Origin of the sequence: Halopseudomonas salina (assembly GCF_014637955.1) — a bacterium.
In the GTDB taxonomy this organism is placed as follows: Bacteria; Pseudomonadota; Gammaproteobacteria; order Pseudomonadales; family Pseudomonadaceae; genus Halopseudomonas; species Halopseudomonas salina.
The window spans coordinates 59550-83557 of the sequence record NZ_BMFF01000001.1 but is presented as its reverse complement, the minus strand read 5'-3'; the positions used below and the strand labels follow the sequence as shown (position 1 = coordinate 83557).

Sequence of the window (24008 nt, the reverse complement as noted above, 5' to 3'; positions counted from 1 at the left end):
ACGGAGTCATACCGTGAGCCAGCTACTGCCAGACCAGAACACGCTTGATGAACACGCAGATCAATGCCCGGCCTTTGCCCGCTGGCGCGCCGGCCATGGCGTCATTGTGCATACCCCGGAAACCCAGGCAGCTGTTTATCGCCTGGCTCACCTGTTACAGCAAAAAGGTCAGCACGCTGATCCCGACGGCGTATACAACCAGCTTATCGCACTCGACCATCTAACCAGCGCCGGCATGTGGCTGGTGGTGCACATGACCTACGCCAAGCGCTGCCAGACAGACGGCACGCCGTTGGCAGCAGAGGATTTCAAGTCCAGACCCGAGGGTCATACCGGAGGCGCCCTGAACATGGTGCCCGCCTATGCGGCCTATCTGGCACTGGATAGCCTGACGGGACGCACGCGCAGCTGGCTGATGGGGCAAGGGCATTGCGTGGCAGCGATTGACGCCGTCAACGTTCTGATCGGCAATGTGCACCCCGAGCAGGCCGCACGCTACGCCGGCAATGCAGGGCTTAACCAGCTGTTAAAGGATTTTTATGGCTATGCGCAGATGCCCAATGGGCGCCCTGCAGCTCCCTTGGGTAGTCATGTCAACGCCTTTACCGCAGGCGGCGTGATTGAGGGTGGCTATTTGGGCTTTGCCGAATTGCAATATGCGCACATGCCTCTACCGGGCGAAACGCTGGTGGCCTTTCTATCCGACGGCGCCGCAGAAGAGCAACGTGGCAGCGACTGGATTCCACGTTGGTGGCGGGCTGAAGACTGTGGCGTAGCCCTGCCGGTAATGATCGCCAATGGCCGGCGCATTGAGCAACGCACCGAGTTGGGCACCGAGAAGGGCCTGGATGCCTTTGCCAAACATCTTCGCGCCTGCGGCTTTGATCCGATGCGCATCGACGGCCGTGATCCCGCAGCCATAGTCTGCGCCCTGCACGAGATGGAGCAGCGCCTGGAACGCCGCGTGGAGGAATACCATGCCGGACTGTTGCAGTATCCCCTGCCGATCCCCTATGCCATCGCCGAGACGGTCAAGGGATTCGGCTTTTATGGCGCCGGCAAGAACGCCGCGCACAACCTGCCCCTGCCAGGCAATCCACGGCACGATCAAGCCGCACGGGACCTGTTCAACCAGCACGCCGGGTTGCTCTGGGTAAGCCCCTTGGATCTGCAGCAGGCACGCGAGCAACTCAACCGGCATGATGCCGATAAACGTCCGCGCGAGCGCGACCATTCCCTCGCGAAGCGCAACCCGGCAGAGCCGATCATTCCTCCACTGGAATGGAGCCAGGATACGGTGTCACCCATGCGCGCAGTAGATCGTTTTTTCACCTCACTGGTCGAAGCCAACCCCGAACTGCGCGCCCGCGTAGGCAACCCGGACGAACTGGCCAGCAACCGTCTGAGCGGCGTCCTCAAGGCGCTCAAGCACCGCGTGCTGGAACCGGAAAGCGAGCTCGAAGCGATTGATGGCAGAGTGATTACCGCTTTGAATGAAGAGGCCGTGGTCTCCGCCTGCCTGGCCAACAAGGGAGGACTGAACCTGGTTGCCAGTTACGAGGCCTTTTGCGTAAAAATGCTTGGGGCCGTGCGTCAGGAGCTGATTTTCGCCCGCCATCAGAAAGAAGTGGGCAGGCCCGCCCAATGGTTGGGATTTCCGCTGATTGCCACCTCACACACCTGGGAAAACGGCAAGAACGAGCAGTCGCACCAGGACACCACCTTTTGCGAAAGCCTGCTGGCCGAGATGCACGATGTAATGCGAGTTCTGTTTCCTGCGGACTACAACAGCATCCTCGCCCTGTTGCCGGGCATCTGGCAAAACCGCGGACAGCTCAGCTGCATGGTCATCCCCAAGGGAGAGTGTCCTGTATGGATGAGCCCGCAGCAAGCCCACCAACTGGCAGACCAAGGTGCCATTGTGCTTAATGAACATCGGGGCAAAGGCGAACCTTTACTGTTGATCGCCAATGGCGCATACCAGCTCGGTGAAATGCTCCGCGCCGCACAGCGACTGACCGAGCATGACCAGTCTTGGCGATTGGTGTATCTGCAGGAGCCGGGACGATTTACCACCCCCCGGGACACTCACGAGGCCGCATGCAGCGCCAGTGCCCAGGAAATAGAAACGCTGTTTCCTGCCAGCATGACCCGGCGCGTGATGCTCACTCATATGCGCCCCGAGGTGATGCGTGGCCATCTGCACAGCCTGTTCCCGGTTCCGGCACGCAGTCAGGTGCTGGGGTATATCAACCAGGGCGGAACATTCGATCATACCGGCATGCTGTTCACCAACCGTTGCACCTGGGCCCACGTAATTGGGGCCGCCGCGCGCACGGCGCCAGAGGCCGACTCACAATATTGGCTGGATGAGCAGGAGTGGGCCGCTATAAGCGGTTGCGGCAACCCGGCAATATTACGCTGAAAAGCGCGGGCCCTGATTGATGGGCCCGCAACTTTTCTTCAAGAGTTGGACTAGGTCCGAGCCAACCCAGGGCGTGGATGTCTGACCCGCTTTTCCAGCTCGAGAACGAGCAGCACAATCACCCCCGCTGCTGGCGCAATTGCCAACGTGCTCCAATCCAGTGGAGCAGTAAGAAACATCGACTGCATAAAGGGTGCATAGGTAAACAGCCATTGCAGCAGGACTATCAGAACAATCACGATCCAGACCGCGCGGGTGCCCAACACCCCCTGCAAGGTGATTGATGCACTGTCCAGATACCGGACGGAGAACAGATAGAACACCTCCATCGCCACCAGGGTATTCACTGCCAGGGTTCGCGCGGCGGCTTCGCCCAAGCCGGCATGGACTGCCCATTGGAAAGAGGCGAATATGCCGCCCAGAAAAAGCAACGATACCAGTACGATGCGCCACACCAGAAAAGCGTCCAGCAGCCCTTCGTCCGCAGGCCTGGGGGGTTTGTGCATCACGTCATTCTCTGCTGGCTCGAAGGCAAGACCCATAGCCAGCACCACAGAGCTGACCAGGTTGACCCAGAGTATCTGCAATGCCGTGATTGGCAAAGCCAATCCCAACAGCAAAGCAACGATCAGACTCGCCGCCTCGCCACCATTGATCGGCAACAGAAAACTGATGGCCTTTTTCAGATTGGTATAGACCGTTCTGCCTTCACGCACGGCCGCGGCGAGGGTCGCGAAATTGTCGTCCAACAATACGATGTCAGAGGCCTCCCGAGCAGCGGCCGAGCCCTTCTGGCCCATCGCGATACCCACATCAGCGCGCTTGAGCGCGGGTGAGTCATTAACGCCATCGCCGGTCATTGCTACCACGCCCCGGGCGCTTTGTAGCGCCTGCACCAGGCGCAATTTGTGCTCCGGACTGGTACGAGCAAAGACGTCTACCCGCTGGGCCAACTCAACCAGAGAAGCGTCATCCAGGGCGTCAATATCCTTGCCGCTGGCTACTTCGCGGGTATTGCGCAACCCCAGTTTCTCTGCAATGGCACGCGCGGTCACTGCATGGTCCCCGGTAATCATCTTGACCTCGATACCCGCCTGGCGACATTCGGCGATCGCCTCCATCGCCTCCTGACGTGGCGGGTCCAGCAGACCTACCAGCCCGATCAATTCCAGACCCGCGCCCAGTGTTTCCACGTTCAGCTCGCCGGAGCCCGAGGGTGCAGGCGCGGCGGCCAGAGCCAGGATTCGCAGGCCTTGGCCCGCCAGCTTATCTATGTGTCGTTGCCAGCGCTCAGGGTCAAGTGGCGCTGCGCTGCCTTCACTGTTGCGCACCATTTCACAGAGAGCCATCACCCGCTCGGGCGCACCCTTGACGAAGATTCGCGCCTGACCGTGATGATCATGGTTGAGTGTCGCCATATACCTCAGGTCGGAATCGAAGGGCACCTCGTCCTGTCGTGGCCACTCGGCGCCGTACCCGTTCAGGTCCAGGCCAGCCTTGGCAGCCAGCACCAGCAGTGCGGCTTCCATCGGATCGCCGACGACCTTGATCTGCTCAGCGGTGGTATCAAGTCTCGCGTCATTGCACAGCAGCGCTGCCTGGGCCAGATCCGCAACCAGCTGCTGCGGAGCAGGTACCGATCCACCGGCACCCTCTGCCGCGCCAATGTCCCCTCCAAGGTCATAGCCGTCCCCGCTGACCGGAAATATCTGATCGTCCAGCACCAGCGCCGCCACCATCATTTCATTGCGGGTCAGAGTACCGGTCTTGTCCGTACAGATGATGGATACCGCGCCCAGTGTTTCTATCGCAGGCATTCGTCGAACCACCGCCTTGCGATTAGCCATGCGCTGAACACCAATCGCCAGGGTGATGGTAAGAATCGCCGGCAGCCCCTCCGGTATCGCCGATACGGTCAGCGCAACCACAGCCATGAACAGGTCAGCGAGCGGCCTGTCGCCAAACTGCCAACCCAGTAAAAATACGCCTAGACCTGCTAGCACAATGACCAGCGACAAATAGCGTGAAAACCGGTTCATTTGCTGAGTCAGCGGGGTTTGCAGTACTGCCACCTCCGACAGCAGACCGGATATGCGGCCGATCTCGCTATGCAAGCCGGTGGCCACCACCACGCCCCGGGCAGTCCCGGTTCTCACCAGGGTGCCCGAATAGGCCAGACATAAACGGTCTCCCAGGGCTGCATCGGCAGGCTGAGTCTCCAGGGCCTTCTCGACGGGTATCGACTCACCGGTGAGCATCGATTCATCGACGCTAAGACCATGTACCTGGTCCAGCCGTATATCGGCCGGCACTCGATCACCGGGCTCAAGCAAAAGCACATCCCCCGGCACCAGATCACTGGCATCGATGTGCAAGCGCTGACCGTCACGCAGGACAGTGGCCCTGGGTGCGAGCATATGACGTATAGCAGCCAGTGCCTTCTCGGCACGACCCTCCTGAATGAAGCCGACCACCCCCTGCACCAGAACAACAGCAAAGATTACTGCGGTATCCAGCCAGTGCCCCAGCAGCGCCGTGACCAGCACAGCACTCATCAGCACATAGATCAGGACGTTGTTGAACTGGGCAAGTAACCGCAACCAAATCGGCCGGCCCTCAGTCTCGGGCAGAATATTGGCGCCGTGCTCTTCAAGGCGACGCTTCACTTCTTCCCGGTTTAATCCGGCTTCCGGCACTTCAAGCGTCTCTCGAACCGCCTCTGTGCTCATGGTATGCCACTGGGTGCGCTTGGTATCCTGCATGGCCTGCTCCTGATCCCGGATCGATTCCCCCTGGCCAGAGTGCCCCGTGCAGACAGACGGGGAGCTGACTCAGATCAAATGTAGACCCGGAAAAGTGGCACAGCGAATTTCTAGCGTCTTTGCGGGGCAAGCATCGTGGCGAGCTTTTCGGCGATCATCAGGGTGGGCGAGCAGGTGTTGCCTGAGGTGATAGTCGGCATGATGGAAGTGTCAGCCACGCGCAGCCCTTGCATGCCATGCACACGCAGCTCGTGATCCACCACCGCTTCGGGACCCGGGCCCATGGCACAGGTGCCCGCCGGATGAAATATCGTCGTGCCTATGGCCGCCGCTGCCTCAGCCAGCTCTTCATCGGTCTGCAATGATTGCCCTGGCAGATACTCCTCGGGCTTATAAGGGGCGAGAGCGGGCGCCGCTGCGATCCGCCGGGTAAGACGTATGGCGTCTGCAGCGACCTTGAGATCATCGGGGTGAGACAGGTAGTTGGGCTGAATAAGTGGCGGCGCTGCCGGATCGGCACTGGCAATCTGTACCCTGCCCCGGCTTTTGGGCCGCAGATTGCAGACTGAAGCCGTAAAAGCGGCAAAGGGGTGCAGAGGCTCGCCAAAACGCTCAAGTGAAAGGGGCTGCACATGGTATTGCAGATTGGCGCGGGGCTGATCCGGATCCGAACGGGCAAAGGCGCCCAGCTGACTTGGCGCCATAGCCAGCGGGCCGCTACGGTTCCACGCATAGCGTAGCCCCATACCCACCTTACCCCACCATTTTGCCGCCATGCGGTTCAGGGTAGGCACGCCCTGGACCTTGAAGATCAGACGTAACTGCAGGTGGTCCTGCAGATTCTCTCCCACACCTGGCAGCTCATGCCGCACCTCGATACCGTGGGACTCAAGCAGCGGACGCGGACCAATACCCGAACGCTGCAGCAGCGCTGGCGAGCCGATTGCACCAGCACAGAGTATGACTTCGCGCTCGACACGGATCTCGAGCTCTTGCCCCTGCCAGCCAACACGCACACCGCAGGCGCGCTTGCCATCGAGCATCAGCGTCTTTGCCTCGGCATGGGTGAGAACGGTCAGGTTCGGGCGTCCGCGCGCCGGCTTCAGATAGGCCCTGGCCGAATTCCAGCGCACTCCACGACGTTGATTTACCTGAAAATAGCTGCTGCCCTCGTTATCACCCGTATTGAAGTCATCGATAGGGGCAATACCATTTTCATCCGCAGCCTGACGAAAGCCGTCCAGCAGGGTCCAGTGCAGCCGCTGGGTCTCGACCCGCCACTCGCCTGCATCGCCATGGTGCTCGCTGGCACCGGCGTAGTGGTTTTCCGATTTGATAAACAGCGGCAAAACCTCCTTCCAGCTCCAGCCAGGATTGCCCGCGGCAGCCCAGCCATCATAGTCGGCCGCCTGACCGCGCATATAGATCATGCCATTAATCGATGAACAGCCACCCAGTACCCGACCCCGTGGATAGCCCAGGCTCCGTCCGCCCAGACCCTGCTCTGGCTGAGTTTTATAGCACCAGTCGGTACGCGGATTACCGATACAGAACAGATAACCGACCGGAATGTGAATCCAGGGATGGTTGTCCTTGCCGCCGGCCTCGAGCAGCAGTACCCGGGTAGCGGGATCTGTCGACAAACGATTGGCCAACAGGCACCCGGCGGGGCCGGCGCCGACAATGATGTAATCGTAGTGGGATTCTGGAGCGCGCATGGATCACCGATATTGTTGTTTGCACCGATGGTGGCACAACAGTGATGTCGCGCAAAGGCTTCAGAGCGGCTGCAAATGCCTGACCATAAGCTGCAGACTCTGACGTCCGCGAAACTCGTTGATGTCCAGGGTATAAGCCAACAGCACGCGTTGAACTCCCGGGTTAGGCCAGACCTTGGGGTCAATATTGAAGGCGATGGCATCCAGCACGTCAGTGGCTCCGGGAAGCTGCAGCACCATCTTCAAATGCCGCTCGCCTACCAGCCGCTGCTGGATGAGTAGAAACTCCCCGTGAAATCCCGGCTCGGGGAAATGTTGCCCCCAGGGACCCGCCTCACGTAACTGCGATGCCAGATCCATATTGAATTCAGCCTGATCCAGCTCGCCGTCAGACAGCAACCTGCCAGTCAGATCATCCGCTGTAAGCTGCCGCCTGACTTCACTGTCAAAGGCGGCCTGAAAGGCCTCGAGGTTGGCCTCGGGCAAGGACAACCCCGCCGCCATCGCATGGCCACCAAATTTGCTGATCAGGCCTGGATGATGCGCCGCAACCGCATCCAGCGCATCGCGAATATGCAAGCCGGCCACCGATCGGGCGGAGCCCTTGAGATCCCCATTGCCAGCATCGGCAAAGGCGATTACCGGACGATGGTATTTATCCTTCAGACGCGAAGCCAGGATACCAATGACGCCCTGATGCCAATCAGGATCAAAGAGGCAGAGACCATAGGGCAGATCACTGTCCTGCAGATCCATCGCAGCCAGTGTCGTCAGCGCCTGCTGCTGCATGTCCCGCTCAATGGATTTGCGGTCCCGATTCAGGCCATCCAGCTCGCGCGCAATATCCTGGGCCAACTGCTCGCTGTCGGTGAGCAGGCACTCGATGCCCAGACTCATATCGTCAAGACGCCCAGCCGCATTCAAACGGGGGCCGACGATAAAGCCCAGATCAGTGGAAACCAGACGCTCGGCCGGCCGGCCTGCGATCTCCAGCAAAGCCCGGATTCCGGGTCTGCAACGCCCAGCCCGGATGCGCGCCAGACCCTGATGCACCAGAATACGATTATTCGCATCCAGGGGTACCACATCGGCCACGGTGCCGAGGGCAACCAGATCCAGCAGTTCGCCCAGATTGGGCTCGGGGCGGGTCGCATTGAACCAGCCCTGCTCGCGAAGCGCCGCACGAAGCGCCAGCATCACATAGAAAATAACACCAACGCCCGCAATGGCCTTGCTGGGAAACTCACACCCGGGTTGGCTCGGGTTGACTATCGCATCGGCGGCAGGCAATTGTTCGGCGGGCAGATGGTGATCGGTGACCACGACTTTCAACCCGGCAGCCTTTGCTGCAGCCACGCCCTCGATACTGGATATCCCGTTATCCACAGTCACCAGAACTGCAGGCTTGCGCGTCAACGCAACCTCGACTATTTCCGGGGTCAGGCCATAACCGAACTCGAAGCGATTAGGCACCAGGTAGTCCACCGGACCTGCACCCAGGGCCCGTAAGCCGAGCACGGCGACACTGCTTGCGGTGGCGCCATCGGCGTCGAAATCCCCAACCACCAGAATCGGTTGTTGCCCCTGCAGCGCCTCAACCAGCACCGCAACGGCCTCCGGCATCCCCTTGAACAGGGTGAAAGGCAGCAGCGCCTGAAGACGCTTGTCCAGATCGGCAATACTACTGACTCCGCGGGCTGCATACAGGCGGGTCAGAAGCGGCGGTAGATCCCCGAGTGCGGGCAGTTCGGCAGGGACGGGACGGGATTCGATTCGCATCAGCAACTCACTGCTCGGCCATCAACCATTCAAGCGGCAGCTCGACCTGAATGGTGGCATCACTGACATAGAGCACGCCATCGGTAATCATCACACCCCAATCGATGGTACGCGTCAGACCCTCTGCCAACAGATCCAGCGGTTCCTGGGGCAACGCAGCGATATGCAGATTTTTCAGGCCAGCAACACCTGGCAGGACCTTGGCCGACCACGCGCGAGCGTTGCCATAAACCAGAAGTGACACCTTCTCGGCACGGCGTGAACACCAGATCAGGCGCTCCGCGTCGGGCTGGCCGACCTCGATCCAGTGCTCGATACGATCATCCAGACTTTTATGCCAGAGCGCCGGTTCATCTACCTCGGAAAGGCCTCTGCCAAACGCCAGCCGCTCCTGGTACCAGATCGCATAGGCGAGCACGCGGGCAATCATCCGCTGGGCTGTCTCGGAGGGATGACGGGCGACCGTCATGCGCATTGACTCGTAGATGCCACGATCGGTATCGGTCAGGTTCAGATGGACTTTATAGGGCGTTGCTTGCTGAGCCATGGGCGTCCAGTTCGGCTTGAAGAGGAGCGCAGTGTACCTTAAAAAGCTGAACGAAAAACGCCAGGACCCGAGTGGATCATATCAACCGTCTTCGGTTTCCTCACCTGTCTTGGGCTCTATCAGCAGAGGCAGCACGTGCAGAGTAATCAGCGCCAAAACCGTTGCCAGAATGGCCACTATTTCCTGCCCAAGCCCCACTGCAACCCCCATTGCTGCGGTCAGCCACAAGCCCGCTGCTGTTGTCAGTCCGCGTACATTGGCCAGTGACTCGCTTTTCAGAATCGTCCCTGCGCCAAGAAACCCCACACCCGCAACAACGCCCTGAATGACCCTGCTCATGGCGTCATTTACCTCGCCGGTCGGGTCTGCGCTTAGTACAAAAAGCGCTGCGCCCAACGCCACCAGCATATGTGTACGCAAACCGGCGGCCTTGCCCTGACTTTCCCGTTCGATACCCAGTATGCCACCCAATATTGCGGCCAACGTCAGCCGTAGGCATACCCGTGTGGTCTGCTCTACATCGTTGATATCGGAAAATTCCGCCGCGACAGTTGTGACAACGACTTCCCAAGTGGACATCCGCCAGCTCCTTTTTTTCAGCTCCTGATTGAAAGCGCTATGCCGTGAATTCACGGGCGCTTTCGGAATTGGAAAACGATCAGACTGATAGGTTCGCAATGACGGCAGGAACAATGGTGCCTGCCATCAGTCTACACTTATCAGAAGCATTTCCTTTTCACCGACTATGAGTGAGCCACCATGTTGAAAGATCTGAAAAATCTCAAAAAACCGATTCAGAGCAAAACCGAACAACTGATGTCCATGGGCGGCGGTGCCATGCTGTTGCGCAAGGGCATTACCCGTCCTGGCATTATAGGCGCCGTCAGTCTGGCGATAGGGGCGTACACCCTGTACCGCGGAATCAAGGCCTATCGCGCCAGCCACGCTATTGATCATGCCGGCAGCAGCATGGCCACGCCCGCAGGCGCGCTGACAGATCAGACAAAATCATCGAACCAGCAGACCGTTCCGGCAACACCGGTCAAGAGTCCGCTCGGCTGACATACCAGGCCGCCGTCCTCTCCGGGCGGCGCCCCACCTCCATTACCTCCCCTACCTCATCGCAGTCCCATCGAATAGACTGACGCTCCCTCCCTCGCATGGATTACGGAGCCCCCATGAACACTGCCAAACCCCTGACAGGCCTCAAGGTTGTTGAACTCGGCACCCTGATCGCCGGACCATTTGCCGCGCGCATCTGCGCCGAATTCGGTGCCGATGTCATCAAGGTCGAGTCGCCTGACGGCGGTGATCCGTTGCGCAAGTGGCGCAAGGTGTATGAGGGCACCTCTCTCTGGTGGTTCGTGCAGTCACGTAACAAGCAATCTTTGACCCTTAACCTCAAGCATCCCGAGGCATTACAGATACTCAAGGAAGTGCTGAAGGATACGGATATCCTGATCGAGAATTTTCGACCGGGTACATTGGAGAAACTGGGTCTGGGGTGGGATGTGCTGCATGAGCTCAACCCTGGACTGATCATGGTCCGGCTATCCGGGTTTGGCCAGACCGGACCGATGAAGGATCAGCCGGGTTTCGGTGCCATCGGCGAATCGGTCGGCGGTTTGCGGTATATCACCGGCTTTGAAGATCGGCCGCCCGTGCGCACAGGCATATCCATCGGCGATTCGATAGCGGCCCTGTGGGGCGTGATTGGCGCCCTCATGGCGCTCAGACACCGTGATATGGCCAATGGCGAAGGACAGGTAGTGGATGTGGCACTCTATGAAGCCGTATTCGCCATGATGGAAAGCATGGTGCCCGAGTTCGACGTCATGGGCTTTGTCCGCGAGCGCAGTGGCAACATCATGCCGGGCATTACGCCCTCCTCCATTCATAACTGCGCAGACGGCAAGGCGGTGCAGATTGGCGCCAATGGCGATGCCATCTTCAAACGTCTGATGCACGGCATCGGTCGGCCAGATCTCGCAGGGGACCCTGAACTGGCGGACAACGCCGGCAGAGATACCCGCCGCGATGAGCTATATGCTGTCATTGATCGCTGGACAGGCACTTTATCGCAAGCAGAAGTTCTGGAGATTCTGAACAGGGCAGATGTGCCAGCAAGCCGCATCTATTCGGTGGCGGACATGTTCACTGACCCTCAGTTTCTGGCACGTGAGATGTTCGTCTCTGGCCAATTACCTGATGGCAGGGAATTCAAGATGCCCGGAATAGTGCCCAAATTATCGGCGACGCCGGGGTCGACCGAGTGGGTTGGACCGGCGCTGGGCGCACATACGCAAGCGTTGCTTGCAGGGATGGGGTACAGCAGCGAAACCATTGCGCGGCTGCGCAAAGAGGCGGCGATCTGACTAAGTCAGAGCCGCAGATGCGCCATGACAAAGGTTCATCACAGCGCACCGCGTTGACGCTCTCGCCTGGCGGGCAACGCCCGCCGCGAGGCTAACTCAACGGAAGCCGAGGAACGACAGGATAGCGAGAACAATTACGACGGCACCAACGATATAGACGATGTTATTCATAAGACATGCTCCAATAAGGGGGAAAACCGCATTCTTTTGAAATGCGGCTTAATCCTTGGACAGTCAGAATCGCAAAAGGTTGTAAAAATAGGTGAATAGAGCAATTCCACGTTTACCTATCAGGTCCAATACACACCGAATCAACTGAAATCCTGCTTGTGCATCCAGGGGATGATTCGCTCGAAAGCCTGCTCGATATTGTCCAATGAGGTCGAATAACTCAACCGCAGCGCGTTACTGCAACTGTGGCCGAACGTCTCACCGGGAATGGTACAGACCCCCGTTTCCTTCAACAGACGCAACGCCACATTGGTGCCATTCACTCCCTCGGGCAACGACGGGAACAGATAAAAGGCGCCCTCCGGCTTGTAACCGGTCAGGTGCGGCGTCTGCTCAACGAGCTCTACCAGCCGGTCACGGCGGCGAGTGTATTCGGCAAGCATGCTGTCGATGAAATGACTCCCGCCGTTCAAAGCCGCCACGCCGGCCCACTGACAAGGGGTGTTGGCCACAGTGGTGGTGAACATGTGATAACGGCGCAGCCGCTTGATCGCGCCCTGACTGGCGATAATCCAGCCGATCCGCATACCGGCCATGCTGTAGGTCTTGGAAAAGCTGCTGACCACCATCACGTTATCAAGATCACTTGTATGGCCAAGCACCGAAGGGTACTCCTTGCCATCATAAATGAGGTGATCGTATACCTCGTCACTGATCACCTCGATCCCCCGATAGGCTGCCTCTTGCAGAATCGCCTCGAGGGTTTCCTTCGGGTAAACCGTACCCGTGGGGTTGCTCGGCGAATTGAGAATGATTGCGTAGGTATTGGGCTGGATAGCATCAATTACTTCCTGCGGATCCAACTGATGGTTCTTCTCGGCGCGGGTGGCTATTTCCGTTACTTCACCTCCATTCATCCGCAGCAACGGGGCGTAAAGCATGAACGCCGGATCGGGCACGATAAAATGCCGGCCCGGTGCAGAGACCGCCGTCAACGCCAGGTAAAGCGCCTCCGTTGCCCCAGTGGTGATCATGATATTGTCTGGCGAAAGCTCTCGCTGATAGCGTTGGCCGTAGTACAGGGCCAGGGACTCAAGCAGCTCCGGGAGTCCTGCATCCATCGTATATCCAGTCTGACCGGCCCGCAGGGCCTCAACCGCGGCGTTGACTACATTTTCGGGTGCGGGCAGATCTGGCTGGCCGATGGACAGATGAATGACATCCTCCATGGCAGCGGCCATGTTGACCATCTTGCGGATACCCGGAACCGGAATCGCCATCATCGCCGGGTTCCAGATAGGGTCTTCGGATTCGTACAGGTCGATATCCAGCGTGCTCAGGGACATGGCGGACTCTCTCTCAGGAATTGAACAACTCGGGGCGACGATCTGTCAGTGGTGCGGCCTGCTGGTAAGCATGACCCGCCTGCAGCAACAGTGCATCGTTGAATCTGGCTCCCACCAGCTGCAAGCTGATCGGCAGGCCGGCCTTGTCGAAACCGCAGGGCACCGACAGGCCCGGCTGGCCGGTCATGTTGAATGGGTAAGTGAAAGGCGTCCAGGTGGGCCAACGCGTGCTGGGCCAGTCGCGCGGCACCTCACGGCCAGTTTCAAATGCAGTAATTGGCAAGCTGGGCGTCAACAGCAGATCATACTTGCGATGGAAGTTGGCCATACGCTCGCGCAATGCCATGGACTCATTCACTGCACCCATGTAATCAAGCATGCTCAACCGCGCCGCTTTTTCCGCCACCTTGACCAGTTCAGGATCCATCCGCTCGCGCTTTTTCGAACCCAGGTCGCGCATCGCATTTGCTGCACCACCATAAAACAGGTGACCGAACGCCCCCAGCGGATCGCTGAAACCGGGGTCGACCCTGACCACTTCCGCGCCCAACTCCTCGAAGACCTTGGCGGCCTGAGCTACGGCAGCTTCGACCTCGGGATTGACGTCGACATAACCTAGATTCGGGCTATAGGCAATTTTCAGGCCTTTGACACCTTTGTTGAGATCCGCCAGATAATCAATATTGCGTCGCGGAATGGCATTGGTGTCGCGATGGTCAGGTTCGCACAGCACATTCATCATCAGCGCGGCGTCCTCGACCGTCCAGGTCATCGGCCCTGCGTGGGCCAGAGTGCCAAAGGGGCTGGCTGGCCAATGGGGCACCTCACCAAAGGATGGCTTGAGTCCAACTATCCCGCAAAAGCCTGCCGGTATACGGATTGAGCCACCAGCATCGGTTCCCAGCGCCAGCGGGGCCATGCCCAGCGCCACGGCAACGCCGCTGCCGCCACTGGAACCACCGGCGGTCTTTTCCGGATTCCAGGGGTTGTTGGTTACCCCATCCACCGGATTGTCGGTTACGCCCTTCCAGCCAAACTCCGGCGTTGTAGTCTTGCCGATGGGGACGTATCCATGCCGGGCCAACGCTGCAGTGGCTGGTGCCGACTTGTTCAGCGTGCTCTGCGGATCAACGGTGTATGAGCCTTTGATGGTTGGCCACATAGGCGTGAGAAATACGTCTTTCACCGCAACAGGTACACCATCCACCAGGCCCCGCGCTTCACCCTTGTGATAACGCTGCTCTGATTCGCGTGCCAGGCCAAGGGAGGTTTCCCGGTCTACCAGACAGAAACCGTTGGTATGCTTATCCAGGCGTTCGATCTGGTCCAGCATCGCGCCGGCCACATCCACTGGCGACAGCGTCTTGTCCCTGTATTGCTGCAAAAGCTCTACAGCGGTCATCCGCAAAATCTCGTTGGACATGTGTTTCTCCTGTCAATTACATCTGATGATTCAGCCGGAGCCGATCAGCCTTTGGAAACCTGATTGAACAGAGCTTTGTGCTGAATCCAGCCCTGAAAATTGGCCACGAACTGCTCACCGAGAGCCTGTTGCCAGCCCCGGAAGTCCCCAGCCATGTGCGCCGACATCATGACATTTGGCTCATCCCACAGCGGATGTTCCGCGGGCAACGGCTCCTCTTCGAAGACATCCAGAGCCGCGCCGGCTATCTGGCCCGCACGCAATGCCTCCAACAGATCATCGGTACGCACGATCGGCCCGCGACCGACATTGATCAACCTCGCACCCGGCTTCATCAGCGCAAAGGCCCTCTCATCGAATAGCCCCTCTGTATCGGGGGTCAGGGGTGCGGTTATCACAACGTAATCGGACTCGCGCAGACAGTCGAACAACTGATCGTTGCCCAGCACCTGATCAAAACGCTCGTCTTCGCGTGGGGCCCTGGCAATACCGGTAACGCGCATTCCGACCGCCCTCAGCAGCGTGGCCACTTCACCACCGATCGATCCCGCGCCGACAATCAACGCTCGGGTGTCGCAAACCATTTCGGTGTCACGGTGCTGCCATTGATGCCGGCGCTGCAACGCCAGATTGCCCAGGGTGTCCTTGGCGAACAGTAATACGGCGCCCAGCACGTATTCGGCGATCCCCCTATCGAATACGCCCCGGGCATTGGTTACCGGAATATCACTGTCGACCAGAGCGGGAAACATCAGGGCATCCACACCGGCACTGGTGGCATGCACCCACTGCAGACGTGGTTGCTCCGGCCAGCAGCGTTCCAGCAGGCCGGTGCGAAAATCGGTCACCACCAGTACATCGGCTGTTGGCAACAGCGCGCGCAATCGCGCTTCGTCACTGACGGTTTCGACCCGAACGTCGGCAGGCAAACCGCCGAGCCCGGGCAGTTCGTTTTCGCCTTCGGCGACCAGTACCAATACGAAAGTCATGACATACAACTCCAACTATGGCGGCGGACTTCAAGAATCCGCTGGTAAAGCGACAGGCGAATCAGGCAAAGCCCTTCGCCAGGAGATCTCAATCAAGCTGCGCAATGATGCCGTCGGTTACTTCACTGCAACGGCGCGCCTGTGTGTTGCTGGTCAGCAAATCCTGTGCCACGGCCTGGCGTAATCGCTCGGCAGAAGGGCCAAAACCCAGCCACTCGAGCATCATTGCCGTGGTCAGCAACATTGCGGCCGGGTTGGCCTTGCCCTGGCCTGCAATATCCGGCGCACTGCCGTGGGTCGGCTCAAACAGTGCAGGCATCTCCCGGCTATCGGGGTTGATGTTGCATGACGGCGCCAGACCAAGACCACCGGACAACACGGCAGCCAGATCGGTCAGGATGTCTCCGTGCAAATTACTGGCCACCACCACATCAAACTCCCAGGGGCATTGCACGAATTTCATGCACGCGGCATCAACCAGTTGGTGAGTGACGCCGATATCAGGGAACTCGCGGGCCACCTCGGCAAAGACTTCGGTGTACAGCTCGCCCCACGCCGGCTGGGCATTGCGCTTGGTAATCAGGCACACCTGAGCCGCTGCAGTGCCCTTCTCGGCGCAGAAAAAGCTGCGCGCAGAACCATGGATCTGCAAACGCTCGCGCGCTCGAACAAAGGCATGGCGAATCAGTCGCTCGGTGCCACGGCGGGTAAATATCTCCAGCTGGGTTGCCACTTCGTGGGGCGTCCCCTGCTGCAGGCGTCCACCCTGGTTCACATACTCCCCCTCGCTGTTCTCACGGATGACCAGCATGTCTACCTGCTCCGCGCGGGGGTCCGCCAGATAGCGCGGGGCCCCGGGCAACAGACGCGCCGGCCTTTCGCAGGCCCAGAGATCCAGACCCTTGCGAAAAGTCAGTAAGGGCGCCAGTGATACACCATCGGGCAACCGATAGCGTTTGTGGTCCACAAGCGGCCCCGGGTCCCCCAGGGCGCCCAACAAGAGGGCGTCGTAGTCGCAGGCCTGCGTTAGTGCATCATCCGGCATCATCTGACCGTGCTCCTGATGCCAGGCGGTACTGGGCCATGCCAGTACATCCCAATGGAGACGCAGACCATCGCGTTCACGCAACCTTTCCAGAACCCGGACTGCCTGATCCATCACTTCAACGCCGATACCGTCACCGGGCATCAGTGCAATCCGGGCGGCTTTTGCAGTCGCAGTCATCAATTCACTCCGCGCCCATGCAGAGGTACTTCACCTCGGTATATTCATCCAGGCCGTAATGCGACCCTTCGCGTCCCAGACCAGAGGCTTTAACCCCGCCGAAGGGCGCAGCCGCATTGGATACAGCGCCTTCATTGACGCCGATGATGCCCGCTTCCAGCTCGTCAGCAACACGCCATATCCGATGAATATTCGTGCTGTAGAAATAGGCGGCCAGGCCGTAGGGCGTATCGTTGGCGATCTTCAGCGCTTCTTCCTCGGTATCGAATTTCATTACCGCAGCCAGGGGGCCAAAGGTTTCGTCCTCGCACAGCTCCATGTCCGGAGTCACATCGGTAATCAATACAGGGTGCACGTAGCTGCCGTTATCTGCTTCGGGCCTGGGTCCGGCAACATGGGTAGCGCCCTTCGACAACGCATCTTCGTAATGCCGCTTGACCTTGAGAGCAGCATCATGATTGATCAGAGCTGACTGGGTAACGCCCTCCTCGAAGCCATCACCGACCTTGAGCTTGCCCATTGCCTCGGCCAGCAATGAAACGAATTCATCGTGAACACTGGCTTGTACCAGGAACCGGTTGGCGCAAATGCAGGTCTGTCCGGTGTTGCGGAACTTGCTTACCATAGCCCCCTCGACGGCGCGCTTCAGATCAGCGTCGTCAAAAACGATAAAGGGTGCGTTACCGCCCAGCTCAAGGGATACCTTCTGGACATTGTCGGCGCACTGGGCCATCAACTTGCTACCCACTGAGGTCGAGCCGGTAAAGCTCAGCGTGCGCACCACAGGGCTGTCGGTAAAGACCTTGCCAATCATGCTGGACTTGCCGGTGACGACGTTGAAAACACCCGCCGGGATACCCGCTTCGTGAGCCAGTTCAGCAAGTGCCAGAGCGGTATAGGGCGTCGCTTCGGCCGGTTTGACGATCATTGAACAACCGGCAGCCAGCGCCGCACCGGCCTTGCGGGTGATCATCGCTGCTGGAAAGTTCCAGGGTGTAATGGCCGCCGTGACCCCCACCGGGTGACGGGTAACCACAATGTGCTGGCCCGGCTTGGCACCCGGAATCGTCTCACCGTATACCCGGCGAGCCTCTTCAGCGAACCAGCGGATAAAAGAAGCGGCATAGACGACTTCGCCACGGGACTCTTCCAGGGGTTTGCCCTGCTCCATGGTCATCAGGGAAGCGATATCCTCCTTGTGCTCCAGCATCAGATCATTCCAGCGCAGCAGCAGGTCTGCACGCTCCAGTGCCGTTTTCTTGCGCCAGATCTGAAAGCCGGCATCAGCCTGTACGATGGCTTCACCTATCTCGGCGGCACTCAGCGATGGAATGGTGCCCAGAATCTCCCCGTTTGCCGGGTTGTCGACCTTGACGGTTGCGCCATCGGCGGCATCTCGCCACTGCCCTCCAATGTAGCTTTGCTGGCGGAACAGTCGTTTGGCACTCAATCGGGAAAGGGACATTTTTCCTCCTTTGATTTTCTAGCGGTATTCAAACAAGTCTGATTTCAAGGTAGGCCGGTTTAACCCGAGACGCAATGCACAATCCCCAGCCCGCGGCCAAACCGTCTAAATCCATCGTAGCTCTGACCCGGATCTGCAGGTAAAATCGCGGCTTTGACGCCAATCAACGGGGCAATTCCATGGGTCGCGCTTACCAGAACCGCAAAGAATCGATGGCCAAGACGGCCGATGCCAAAACCAAGGTCTACAGCAAGTACGCTCGCGAGATCTACGTCACTGCCAAATCCGGCGGCGTCGACCCCACTGGCAATCTGGCCCTGCGCGGGCTGATCGAACGCGCCAAAAAAGATCAGGTACCAGCCCATGTGATCGACAAGGCGATAGACAAGGCCAAGGGTGGCGGTGGCGAGGACTTCTCGGTTGCACGCTATGAAGGCTTCGGGCCGGGGAACTGCATTGCCATCGTCGAGTGTCTGACCGATAACCCCAACCGCACCATTTCCGATGTGCGCAACTGCTTTACCAAGACCAAAAGCAAGATGGGTACACCGGGCAGTGTCAGCCACATGTTCGATCACTGCGCCATCCTGTCCTTTGCATCTGATGATGAAGAGGGTGTTCTGGAAGCACTGATGATGGCCGACGTCGATGTGACCGACATCGAGAACGAAAATGGCATGATAACTGTCTTTGCGGCCAATACCGATTACGGCAAGGCCAAGCAGGCACTGGCAGACAGCTATGGCGATATCGATTTTGCAGTCGACGAGATCCAGTTTCTGCCGCAGACATCAACTACGCTGGAAGGCGATGACGTTGCAATGTTCGAAAAATTCATCGACATGCTGAATGAACTCGACGACGTGCAGAACATCTACCACAACGCGGAAATCTGAAAACGCTGCTCCCGGGCCAGGCCAATGCACAATGCAACCTCCGGTGACTGAACAGGTTTCCTGCCAATTGCAGGGATAAGGGAGTTGCGCATGTTCGACCTGGCCGTTTTTACGCTCAGCATGGTATTGCTTGCAGTCACGCTGTTTGCCAGGATCCGTCTGCACAACTGGTGGTTACGCGCCTGTGAGTTTCCGCGGGTGCAGATTGCATCAGTTGCAGCCATCACCGCGCTGCTGTCACTGCTGGTCGGGGACCCTCTCCAACCCTACAGCCTGGCGGCCAGCCTGGTCGTGCTGACCCTGCAGCTCTGGCGAATTTACCCCTACACGCCCTTTGGTCCGCTGGAACTCAAGAACGCAGAGCCTGGTAACGACGATCGCTGCATCAAGCTGTTGATCTCCAATGTGCTGACGCCCAACCGCAACGCACAAGGGCTTATAAAGCAGATACTCAAGCATCAGCCCGACATCATCCTGACCCTGGAATCTGATGACTGGTGGGGCGAGCAGTTGCACGCAGCGCTGTCAGAGACCTGGCCCGAAGTAGTGAGTATTCCCCAGGATAATCTCTACGGCATGCACCTCTATTCCCGGTTGGAATTACAGGGCCTGGAGGTCAAGCGGCTGATCCAGGACGACATTCCCTCGATACACTGCTGGATCATTCTGAGAAGCGGCGAACGCGTGCGCCTGCATGCTCTGCATCCCCGCCCCCCGGCGCCGCAGGAAAGCGACACCAGCCTCTGGCGCGACGCTGAATTACTATTGGTTGGCAAGGAAATCCGCGATCACGCCGGACCCGCCTTGTTGATCGGCGATTTGAACGACGTCGCCTGGTCGCGTACCACCCGCATGTTCACCCGCGTCAGCGGCATGCTGGATCCGCGCCGGGGCCGGGGTATGTTTTCCACTTTTCATGCCGAGCACCGCCTGCTGCGCTGGCCGCTGGATCACATCTTTGTGACCGAGCACTTCACCCTGCGGCACATGGAACGACTTCAGGGGTTCGGATCTGACCACTTCCCCATTCTTGCCACCCTGTGCCACCGCCCTTCACGGAGTGATGAGCACGACAAGCCTGAACCTGACGGGAGTGACAAGGAAGATGCCCGGGAGACTATAAACGCTGCCCGGGAAGCCGCCTGAACCATCTCACGGCCCATCAGGACCGCAGATCTTCCATCCAGTCGCCGGCAAGATGGGCCTCCTGCTCGTGTCTTTCGTCCCGCCATTCCTCCCGCAACGCCGCCTCATACCATTCGCGCATGGCGGGGAGATCGAGCAATTGATCCACATACTCCAGCGCCGCGCCGGACATCGGCAAATCATAGGTCTGAATCCGGAAAGCGACCGGCGCAAAAGCCGCATCCACTGCAGTAAACTGATTCCCTGCCAGAAAAGGCCCACCAAAACGCTCAAGCCCCTGGTTCCACAGATCATCGATCCGATCAAGATCTCCCTGCAGTTCCGGTAATATCCCCGCCATACGCACTCGCAGTCCACAGTTCATGGTGCAAATACTGCGCAGGTGCGCAAAACCGGCGTGCATCTCGGCCGATGCGCACCGGGCCCATGCCCGCGCCTTCGCATGAATGGGCCACACCTGCGGATGCAGCTCGGCAAGATACTCGAAGATCGCCAGCGAATCCCAGACCACAATGTCGCCATGCGTCAGGCACGGCACCTTGCCGCTTGGCGAGAAGGTGCGATAAATAGCGGAGGTTGCGTCTCCGGCAAAGGGCATCAGACGTTCGTTGAAGGGGATCTGCAAGTGGCGCAACAACACCCAGGGCCTGAGAGACCAGGAGGAGTAGTTCTTGTTGGCTATGTAGAGGTCTGGAATCATGCTTGGCTGCTCCGTCAGAAATACATTCCGTGCGTACAGGGAAAGTATGCCCGAGAAAGATCAGCCAACGCACGCACTTCTATATTGGGGCGTGCCCGAGGCCCGGACGTGTTACTCCAGAGCTGGGGTTGGTCTTATCAGCACCTCGTTCACATCCACATGAGCCGGCTGAGACAGGGCATAGAGCACGGCCCTGGCAACATCCTCGGGCTGCAGAGCCCGCTCAGGCGGCTTGTCGAAAAAGGGCGTATCAACCATCCCCGGCTCGATCAGAGTGACGCGTATACCGCTTCCCCGCAGCTCTTCGCGCAAGCCGTATCCAATTGCCGAAACAGCCCACTTGGTCGCACTGTACATGGACCCGGGAATTGTCACTCGACCCGCTGCGGAGCCAGTCATCAAGATATGCCCACGAGTCTTGCGCAGTGCAGGAAGACAGGCCTGCACGGTCATACCCACGCCCAGCACATTGGTCAGGATCATGTCGCGCCACACGGCGGGATCGGCTTTGGAGAATCCACCCGGCTCACCACCACGCCCGGCATTGGCAAAAATCGCATCAATTTGCCCAAAGGCGCGCTCTGCTTCCGCGGCCAGCCTGAGTTGATCATCCTGGCTTTGCACATCGCAGGCGACGGTGATCACGCGCTCTGCCCCGCCGAGCTCTTGCTGCAAGCCGTGTAACTTGTCTGCTGAACGCGCTGCCAGCACCAGCCGATAGCCAGCCTTTGCGGCTTCTCTGGCTGTGGCGGCGCCAATACCGGAGGAGGCTCCAGTGATTAACAGGACGGGATCAGTCATGCGTGTCTCCTTGCATTCGATTGGTTTCAGCTTGGACGCCGTATCGAAGAAGCAGTTCGCACACATTTGCAAAGGAATACTGCAAGGTGTGACAGGCAGCCCCAAAGGGCTGCCTGCGAAAGGGCATCAGAGCATCGAGTTGAGGCGCTGACGAATCAGTGCGTCCGCTTCGCCCATGATGCGATCGAGCAGCTGCTGGCAGGTCGGAATATCATGGATCAAACCTGCGACCATGCCGCATGACCAGGCACCAATCTCCATCTCGCCTTCCTTCATGATGCGCGGATAGACTCCGGCAACTTCATCGATGATGTCCTTGAACTGCAGGTCCGCGCCCAGGCGCTTTTCTTTCTCGATAATGCGTTCAACCGCTGCGTTATTGAGAACGCGCTCGGTATTGCGCAACGGCCGCATGACCAGGCGGGTATCGAGCTCGCTGGCAGCCACAATGGCTTGCTTGACGTTCTCGTGCACGGGCGCTTCCTGGGTAGCAATGAAGCGCGTGCCCATGTTCATGCCCTCGGCGCCCAACGCCATGGCCGCAACCAGCGAGCGACCATCAGCCATACCGCCTGATGCAACGAAGGGAATCTCCAGCTCATCGGCTGCACGGGGCAACAGGATCATGTTTGGAATATCGTCTTCACCAGGGTGACCACCGCACTCGAAGCCATCGACCGAAACCGCGTCGCAGCCGATTGACTGGGCCTTGAGTGCATGGCGGACCGACGTGCACTTGTGTATCACCTTGATCCCGGCGTCCTTGAGCAGTGGCATGTACTGTTCCGGGCTACGGCCGGCAGTTTCGACATATTTGACCCCACCGTCGATAATCGCCTTGATATAGCCAGGATAGTCAGGCGTGTTCAGCGAGGGCAGAAAGGTCAGATTGACTGCAAAAGGCTTGTCGGTCATGTCCCGGCAACGGGCAATTTCATTGGCCAGATCCGCAGCGGTTTTTTGCGTCAGACCGGTGATGGTACCCAGCCCCCCTGCATTGGAGACTGCTGCTGCAAGCTCGGCAAAGCCGACATAGTGCATGCCGCCCTGGATGATAGGGTGCTGGATGCCGAACAATTCAGTAATACGGGTTTTCACGATCAGTTGCCTCTTGTGATGGGGTTCCGGCGGGTGCCGGGATGAATAAAACCTTTGCTGACGCTAATTTCGCGGGCCGTAAATTGCAAGCTTTTGCCCGCCAACGCCCAGTGCGGAGCCTTCAGGGTCAGATGTCGCCGGCATCCTCGACACGTGATGGCTCCGCTATCCGGGCCCTCGGTTCATGGTGAGCAGGGAGAAAGTCATGTTCGGCAAACACATCGCTGAGAATCGCCTGTTCGATAAAACTCCGCTCCCCGACCTTCACCGGCACTCTGACAACCAGGTGCATGGCCTCCGGCGCCGGGACTTGCAGCGTGACCCTCGGCTCTACCGCGGGCACAGCCAGACCGCGGTTGGCACTCACCCGAGTCATGAAGGTTCTTACCTGTTCGAGATAAGGAGCACAGTGTCGATTAGCTGATTCCAGACAAGCCCGCTGCGCCGAGCGCCAGTCATCTCCCCGCCGGAACGGGATGCTGAAGACGTGAAATCCATAATTATCAGTAAAGCTTTCATTGATCACCGGCTCGGAGACAAACAACGCATTGGGAATAACGATCATCCTGCCCGTGCGTTGCTGCAATGCGCCGGGACCCACCTCAAGAACCGTCGTGGCCAGCAGGCTCTGGTCAATCACATCACCGCGAAACTCCTTGACCTGAATACGGTCTCCCAGGTTGAAGGACCGTGACCCGCTTTTAAGCAGAGAGCCGGTCAGGCACAGGATCAACTCCTTTGTCGCGACGACAAAGGCCACTGCGATTGCGACTATCGACAGTGCCAGCGTGCGCAACTCGTCACCCCAGATGATCACCAGGCCAAGGAGCGTAAGCAAAAGGAAAGCATTCCGCGAGTTAACCAGCCAGCGGCCCCTTAATTCGGGGGATGCAACCGTCCGCCGTATGAAGCGAGCGGTCAGCGAACGGGCTACCAGAACCACGACAAGCAACAATGCAGTACTGATCAGCAATCGCAAAATCCCGTCCGCGAGTACGACCCCCTCAGGTAACAGATTCACGCCCTCCAGCATTACCCCACCCCAAACATGAACATTGTGCAGCGAATCATCCTTGGCTGCCGATCAGCCGTCAATGTCGATGTCTTCGCATCGCTCTACCGGCATGAAAGAACACGACCGG

Annotated in this window: 19 protein-coding genes; 5 read left to right on the top strand and 14 right to left on the bottom strand. The window is 58.8% G+C overall.

The genetic code is table 11. The annotated features are described in order from the left end of the window. Window positions 1-13: 13 nt before the first annotated feature. Window positions 14-2425 carry a phosphoketolase family protein gene (locus IEV54_RS00410; protein WP_150277798.1) on the top strand — a complete coding sequence of 804 codons (2412 nt, stop codon included), beginning with the start codon at window positions 14-16 and terminating at the stop codon, window positions 2423-2425. A 50-nt stretch (window positions 2426-2475) separates the two neighbouring features. On the opposite strand, the gene IEV54_RS00405 is transcribed toward IEV54_RS00410, so the two are convergent. From IEV54_RS00405 to IEV54_RS00385, 5 genes are all read right to left on the bottom strand, one after another. Continuing rightward, a complete protein-coding gene (locus IEV54_RS00405) occupies window positions 2476-5187 on the bottom strand; it encodes a cation-translocating P-type ATPase (protein ID WP_150277799.1) in 2712 nt (903 codons plus the stop codon). 110 nt (window positions 5188-5297) lie between these two features. Next, window positions 5298-6905, bottom strand: coding sequence for a GMC family oxidoreductase (locus tag IEV54_RS00400; protein WP_150277800.1), 1608 nt, complete (start codon window positions 6903-6905; stop codon window positions 5298-5300). Between the two features lie 60 nt (window positions 6906-6965). Then, window positions 6966-8684 carry a single-stranded-DNA-specific exonuclease RecJ gene (gene recJ, locus IEV54_RS00395; protein WP_150277801.1) on the bottom strand — a complete coding sequence of 573 codons (1719 nt, stop codon included), beginning with the start codon at window positions 8682-8684 and terminating at the stop codon, window positions 6966-6968. 7 nt (window positions 8685-8691) lie between these two features. Then, on the bottom strand, window positions 8692-9231 hold the full coding sequence (locus IEV54_RS00390) for a YaeQ family protein (RefSeq protein ID WP_150277802.1): 540 nt from the start codon (window positions 9229-9231) through the stop codon (window positions 8692-8694). A gap of 81 nt (window positions 9232-9312) precedes the next feature. Continuing rightward, entirely contained in the window at window positions 9313-9810 is a 498-nt protein-coding gene (locus tag IEV54_RS00385; protein ID WP_150277803.1) for an MgtC/SapB family protein, read from the bottom strand. Window positions 9811-9990: 180 nt separating this feature from the next. On the opposite strand from IEV54_RS00385, the gene IEV54_RS00380 reads away from it, so the two are divergent. Both IEV54_RS00380 and IEV54_RS00375 read left to right on the top strand, forming a co-directional pair. Further along, the gene (locus IEV54_RS00380; RefSeq protein WP_150277804.1) at window positions 9991-10293 is read left to right on the top strand and encodes a hypothetical protein; all 303 of its coding nucleotides are present in this window, start codon (window positions 9991-9993) and stop codon (window positions 10291-10293) included. 116 nt (window positions 10294-10409) lie between these two features. Beyond that, a complete protein-coding gene (locus tag IEV54_RS00375) occupies window positions 10410-11606 on the top strand; it encodes a CaiB/BaiF CoA transferase family protein (RefSeq protein ID WP_150277805.1) in 1197 nt (398 codons plus the stop codon). A gap of 311 nt (window positions 11607-11917) precedes the next feature. On the opposite strand, the gene IEV54_RS00370 is transcribed toward IEV54_RS00375, so the two are convergent. The 5 genes from IEV54_RS00370 to IEV54_RS00350 all read right to left on the bottom strand — a co-directional run bounded on the left by IEV54_RS00370 (window position 11918) and on the right by IEV54_RS00350 (window position 18225). Continuing rightward, window positions 11918-13123, bottom strand: coding sequence for a pyridoxal phosphate-dependent aminotransferase (locus IEV54_RS00370; protein WP_150277806.1), 1206 nt, complete (start codon window positions 13121-13123; stop codon window positions 11918-11920). Window positions 13124-13136: 13 nt separating this feature from the next. Next, window positions 13137-14546, bottom strand: coding sequence for an amidase (locus tag IEV54_RS00365; protein ID WP_150277807.1), 1410 nt, complete (start codon window positions 14544-14546; stop codon window positions 13137-13139). Window positions 14547-14590: 44 nt separating this feature from the next. Continuing rightward, complete coding sequence (locus tag IEV54_RS00360; protein ID WP_150277808.1) at window positions 14591-15535, bottom strand: D-2-hydroxyacid dehydrogenase; 945 nt, start codon at window positions 15533-15535, stop codon at window positions 14591-14593. Between the two features lie 88 nt (window positions 15536-15623). Continuing rightward, window positions 15624-16760: an isocitrate/isopropylmalate dehydrogenase family protein gene (locus IEV54_RS00355; RefSeq protein ID WP_150277809.1), complete on the bottom strand. Its 1137-nt coding sequence runs from the start codon at window positions 16758-16760 to the stop codon at window positions 15624-15626. Window positions 16761-16764: 4 nt separating this feature from the next. Then, window positions 16765-18225 carry an NAD-dependent succinate-semialdehyde dehydrogenase gene (locus IEV54_RS00350; RefSeq protein WP_150277810.1) on the bottom strand — a complete coding sequence of 487 codons (1461 nt, stop codon included), beginning with the start codon at window positions 18223-18225 and terminating at the stop codon, window positions 16765-16767. 179 nt (window positions 18226-18404) lie between these two features. Here IEV54_RS00350 and IEV54_RS00345 point away from each other — a divergent pair, with 179 nt between their 5' ends. Beyond that, window positions 18405-19121 carry a YebC/PmpR family DNA-binding transcriptional regulator gene (locus IEV54_RS00345; protein ID WP_150277811.1) on the top strand — a complete coding sequence of 239 codons (717 nt, stop codon included), beginning with the start codon at window positions 18405-18407 and terminating at the stop codon, window positions 19119-19121. A gap of 90 nt (window positions 19122-19211) precedes the next feature. Continuing rightward, window positions 19212-20267: an endonuclease/exonuclease/phosphatase family protein gene (locus IEV54_RS00340; protein ID WP_150277812.1), complete on the top strand. Its 1056-nt coding sequence runs from the start codon at window positions 19212-19214 to the stop codon at window positions 20265-20267. Window positions 20268-20283: 16 nt separating this feature from the next. Here the strand turns inward: IEV54_RS00340 and IEV54_RS00335 are convergent, their stop codons facing one another. From IEV54_RS00335 to IEV54_RS00320, 4 genes are all read right to left on the bottom strand, one after another. Further along, window positions 20284-20967: a glutathione S-transferase family protein gene (locus IEV54_RS00335; RefSeq protein WP_223825448.1), complete on the bottom strand. Its 684-nt coding sequence runs from the start codon at window positions 20965-20967 to the stop codon at window positions 20284-20286. A 111-nt stretch (window positions 20968-21078) separates the two neighbouring features. Next, on the bottom strand, window positions 21079-21768 hold the full coding sequence (locus IEV54_RS00330) for an SDR family oxidoreductase (RefSeq protein ID WP_150277813.1): 690 nt from the start codon (window positions 21766-21768) through the stop codon (window positions 21079-21081). Window positions 21769-21894: 126 nt separating this feature from the next. Then, the gene (locus IEV54_RS00325; RefSeq protein WP_150277814.1) at window positions 21895-22866 is read right to left on the bottom strand and encodes an NAD(P)H-dependent flavin oxidoreductase; all 972 of its coding nucleotides are present in this window, start codon (window positions 22864-22866) and stop codon (window positions 21895-21897) included. A gap of 127 nt (window positions 22867-22993) precedes the next feature. Further along, window positions 22994-23899, bottom strand: a complete 906-nt coding sequence (locus IEV54_RS00320; RefSeq protein ID WP_150277815.1) for a mechanosensitive ion channel domain-containing protein — start codon at window positions 23897-23899, stop codon at window positions 22994-22996. Window positions 23900-24008: the final 109 nt, after the last annotated feature.

Bases quoted from the DNA above. Each gene is read 5' to 3' on its own strand.
- IEV54_RS00320 (WP_150277815.1), bottom strand. From the start codon at position 23,899: ATGCTGGAGGGCGTGAATCTGTTACCTGAGGGGGTCGTACTCGCGGAC.
- recJ (WP_150277801.1), bottom strand. From the start codon at position 8,684: ATGCGAATCGAATCCCGTCCCGTCCCTGCCGAACTGCCCGCACTCGGG.
- IEV54_RS00390 (WP_150277802.1), bottom strand. From the start codon at position 9,231: ATGGCTCAGCAAGCAACGCCCTATAAAGTCCATCTGAACCTGACCGAT.
- IEV54_RS00405 (WP_150277799.1), bottom strand. From the start codon at position 5,187: ATGCAGGATACCAAGCGCACCCAGTGGCATACCATGAGCACAGAGGCG.
- IEV54_RS00375 (WP_150277805.1), top strand. From the start codon at position 10,410: ATGAACACTGCCAAACCCCTGACAGGCCTCAAGGTTGTTGAACTCGGC.
- IEV54_RS00360 (WP_150277808.1), bottom strand. From the start codon at position 15,535: ATGACTTTCGTATTGGTACTGGTCGCCGAAGGCGAAAACGAACTGCCC.
- IEV54_RS00345 (WP_150277811.1), top strand. From the start codon at position 18,405: ATGGGTCGCGCTTACCAGAACCGCAAAGAATCGATGGCCAAGACGGCC.
- IEV54_RS00340 (WP_150277812.1), top strand. From the start codon at position 19,212: ATGTTCGACCTGGCCGTTTTTACGCTCAGCATGGTATTGCTTGCAGTC.
- IEV54_RS00370 (WP_150277806.1), bottom strand. From the start codon at position 13,123: ATGTCCCTGAGCACGCTGGATATCGACCTGTACGAATCCGAAGACCCT.
- IEV54_RS00400 (WP_150277800.1), bottom strand. From the start codon at position 6,905: ATGCGCGCTCCAGAATCCCACTACGATTACATCATTGTCGGCGCCGGC.
- IEV54_RS00355 (WP_150277809.1), bottom strand. From the start codon at position 16,760: ATGACTGCGACTGCAAAAGCCGCCCGGATTGCACTGATGCCCGGTGAC.
- IEV54_RS00335 (WP_223825448.1), bottom strand. From the start codon at position 20,967: ATGATTCCAGACCTCTACATAGCCAACAAGAACTACTCCTCCTGGTCT.
- IEV54_RS00330 (WP_150277813.1), bottom strand. From the start codon at position 21,768: ATGACTGATCCCGTCCTGTTAATCACTGGAGCCTCCTCCGGTATTGGC.
- IEV54_RS00365 (WP_150277807.1), bottom strand. From the start codon at position 14,546: ATGTCCAACGAGATTTTGCGGATGACCGCTGTAGAGCTTTTGCAGCAA.
- IEV54_RS00380 (WP_150277804.1), top strand. From the start codon at position 9,991: ATGTTGAAAGATCTGAAAAATCTCAAAAAACCGATTCAGAGCAAAACC.
- IEV54_RS00385 (WP_150277803.1), bottom strand. From the start codon at position 9,810: ATGTCCACTTGGGAAGTCGTTGTCACAACTGTCGCGGCGGAATTTTCC.
- IEV54_RS00350 (WP_150277810.1), bottom strand. From the start codon at position 18,225: ATGTCCCTTTCCCGATTGAGTGCCAAACGACTGTTCCGCCAGCAAAGC.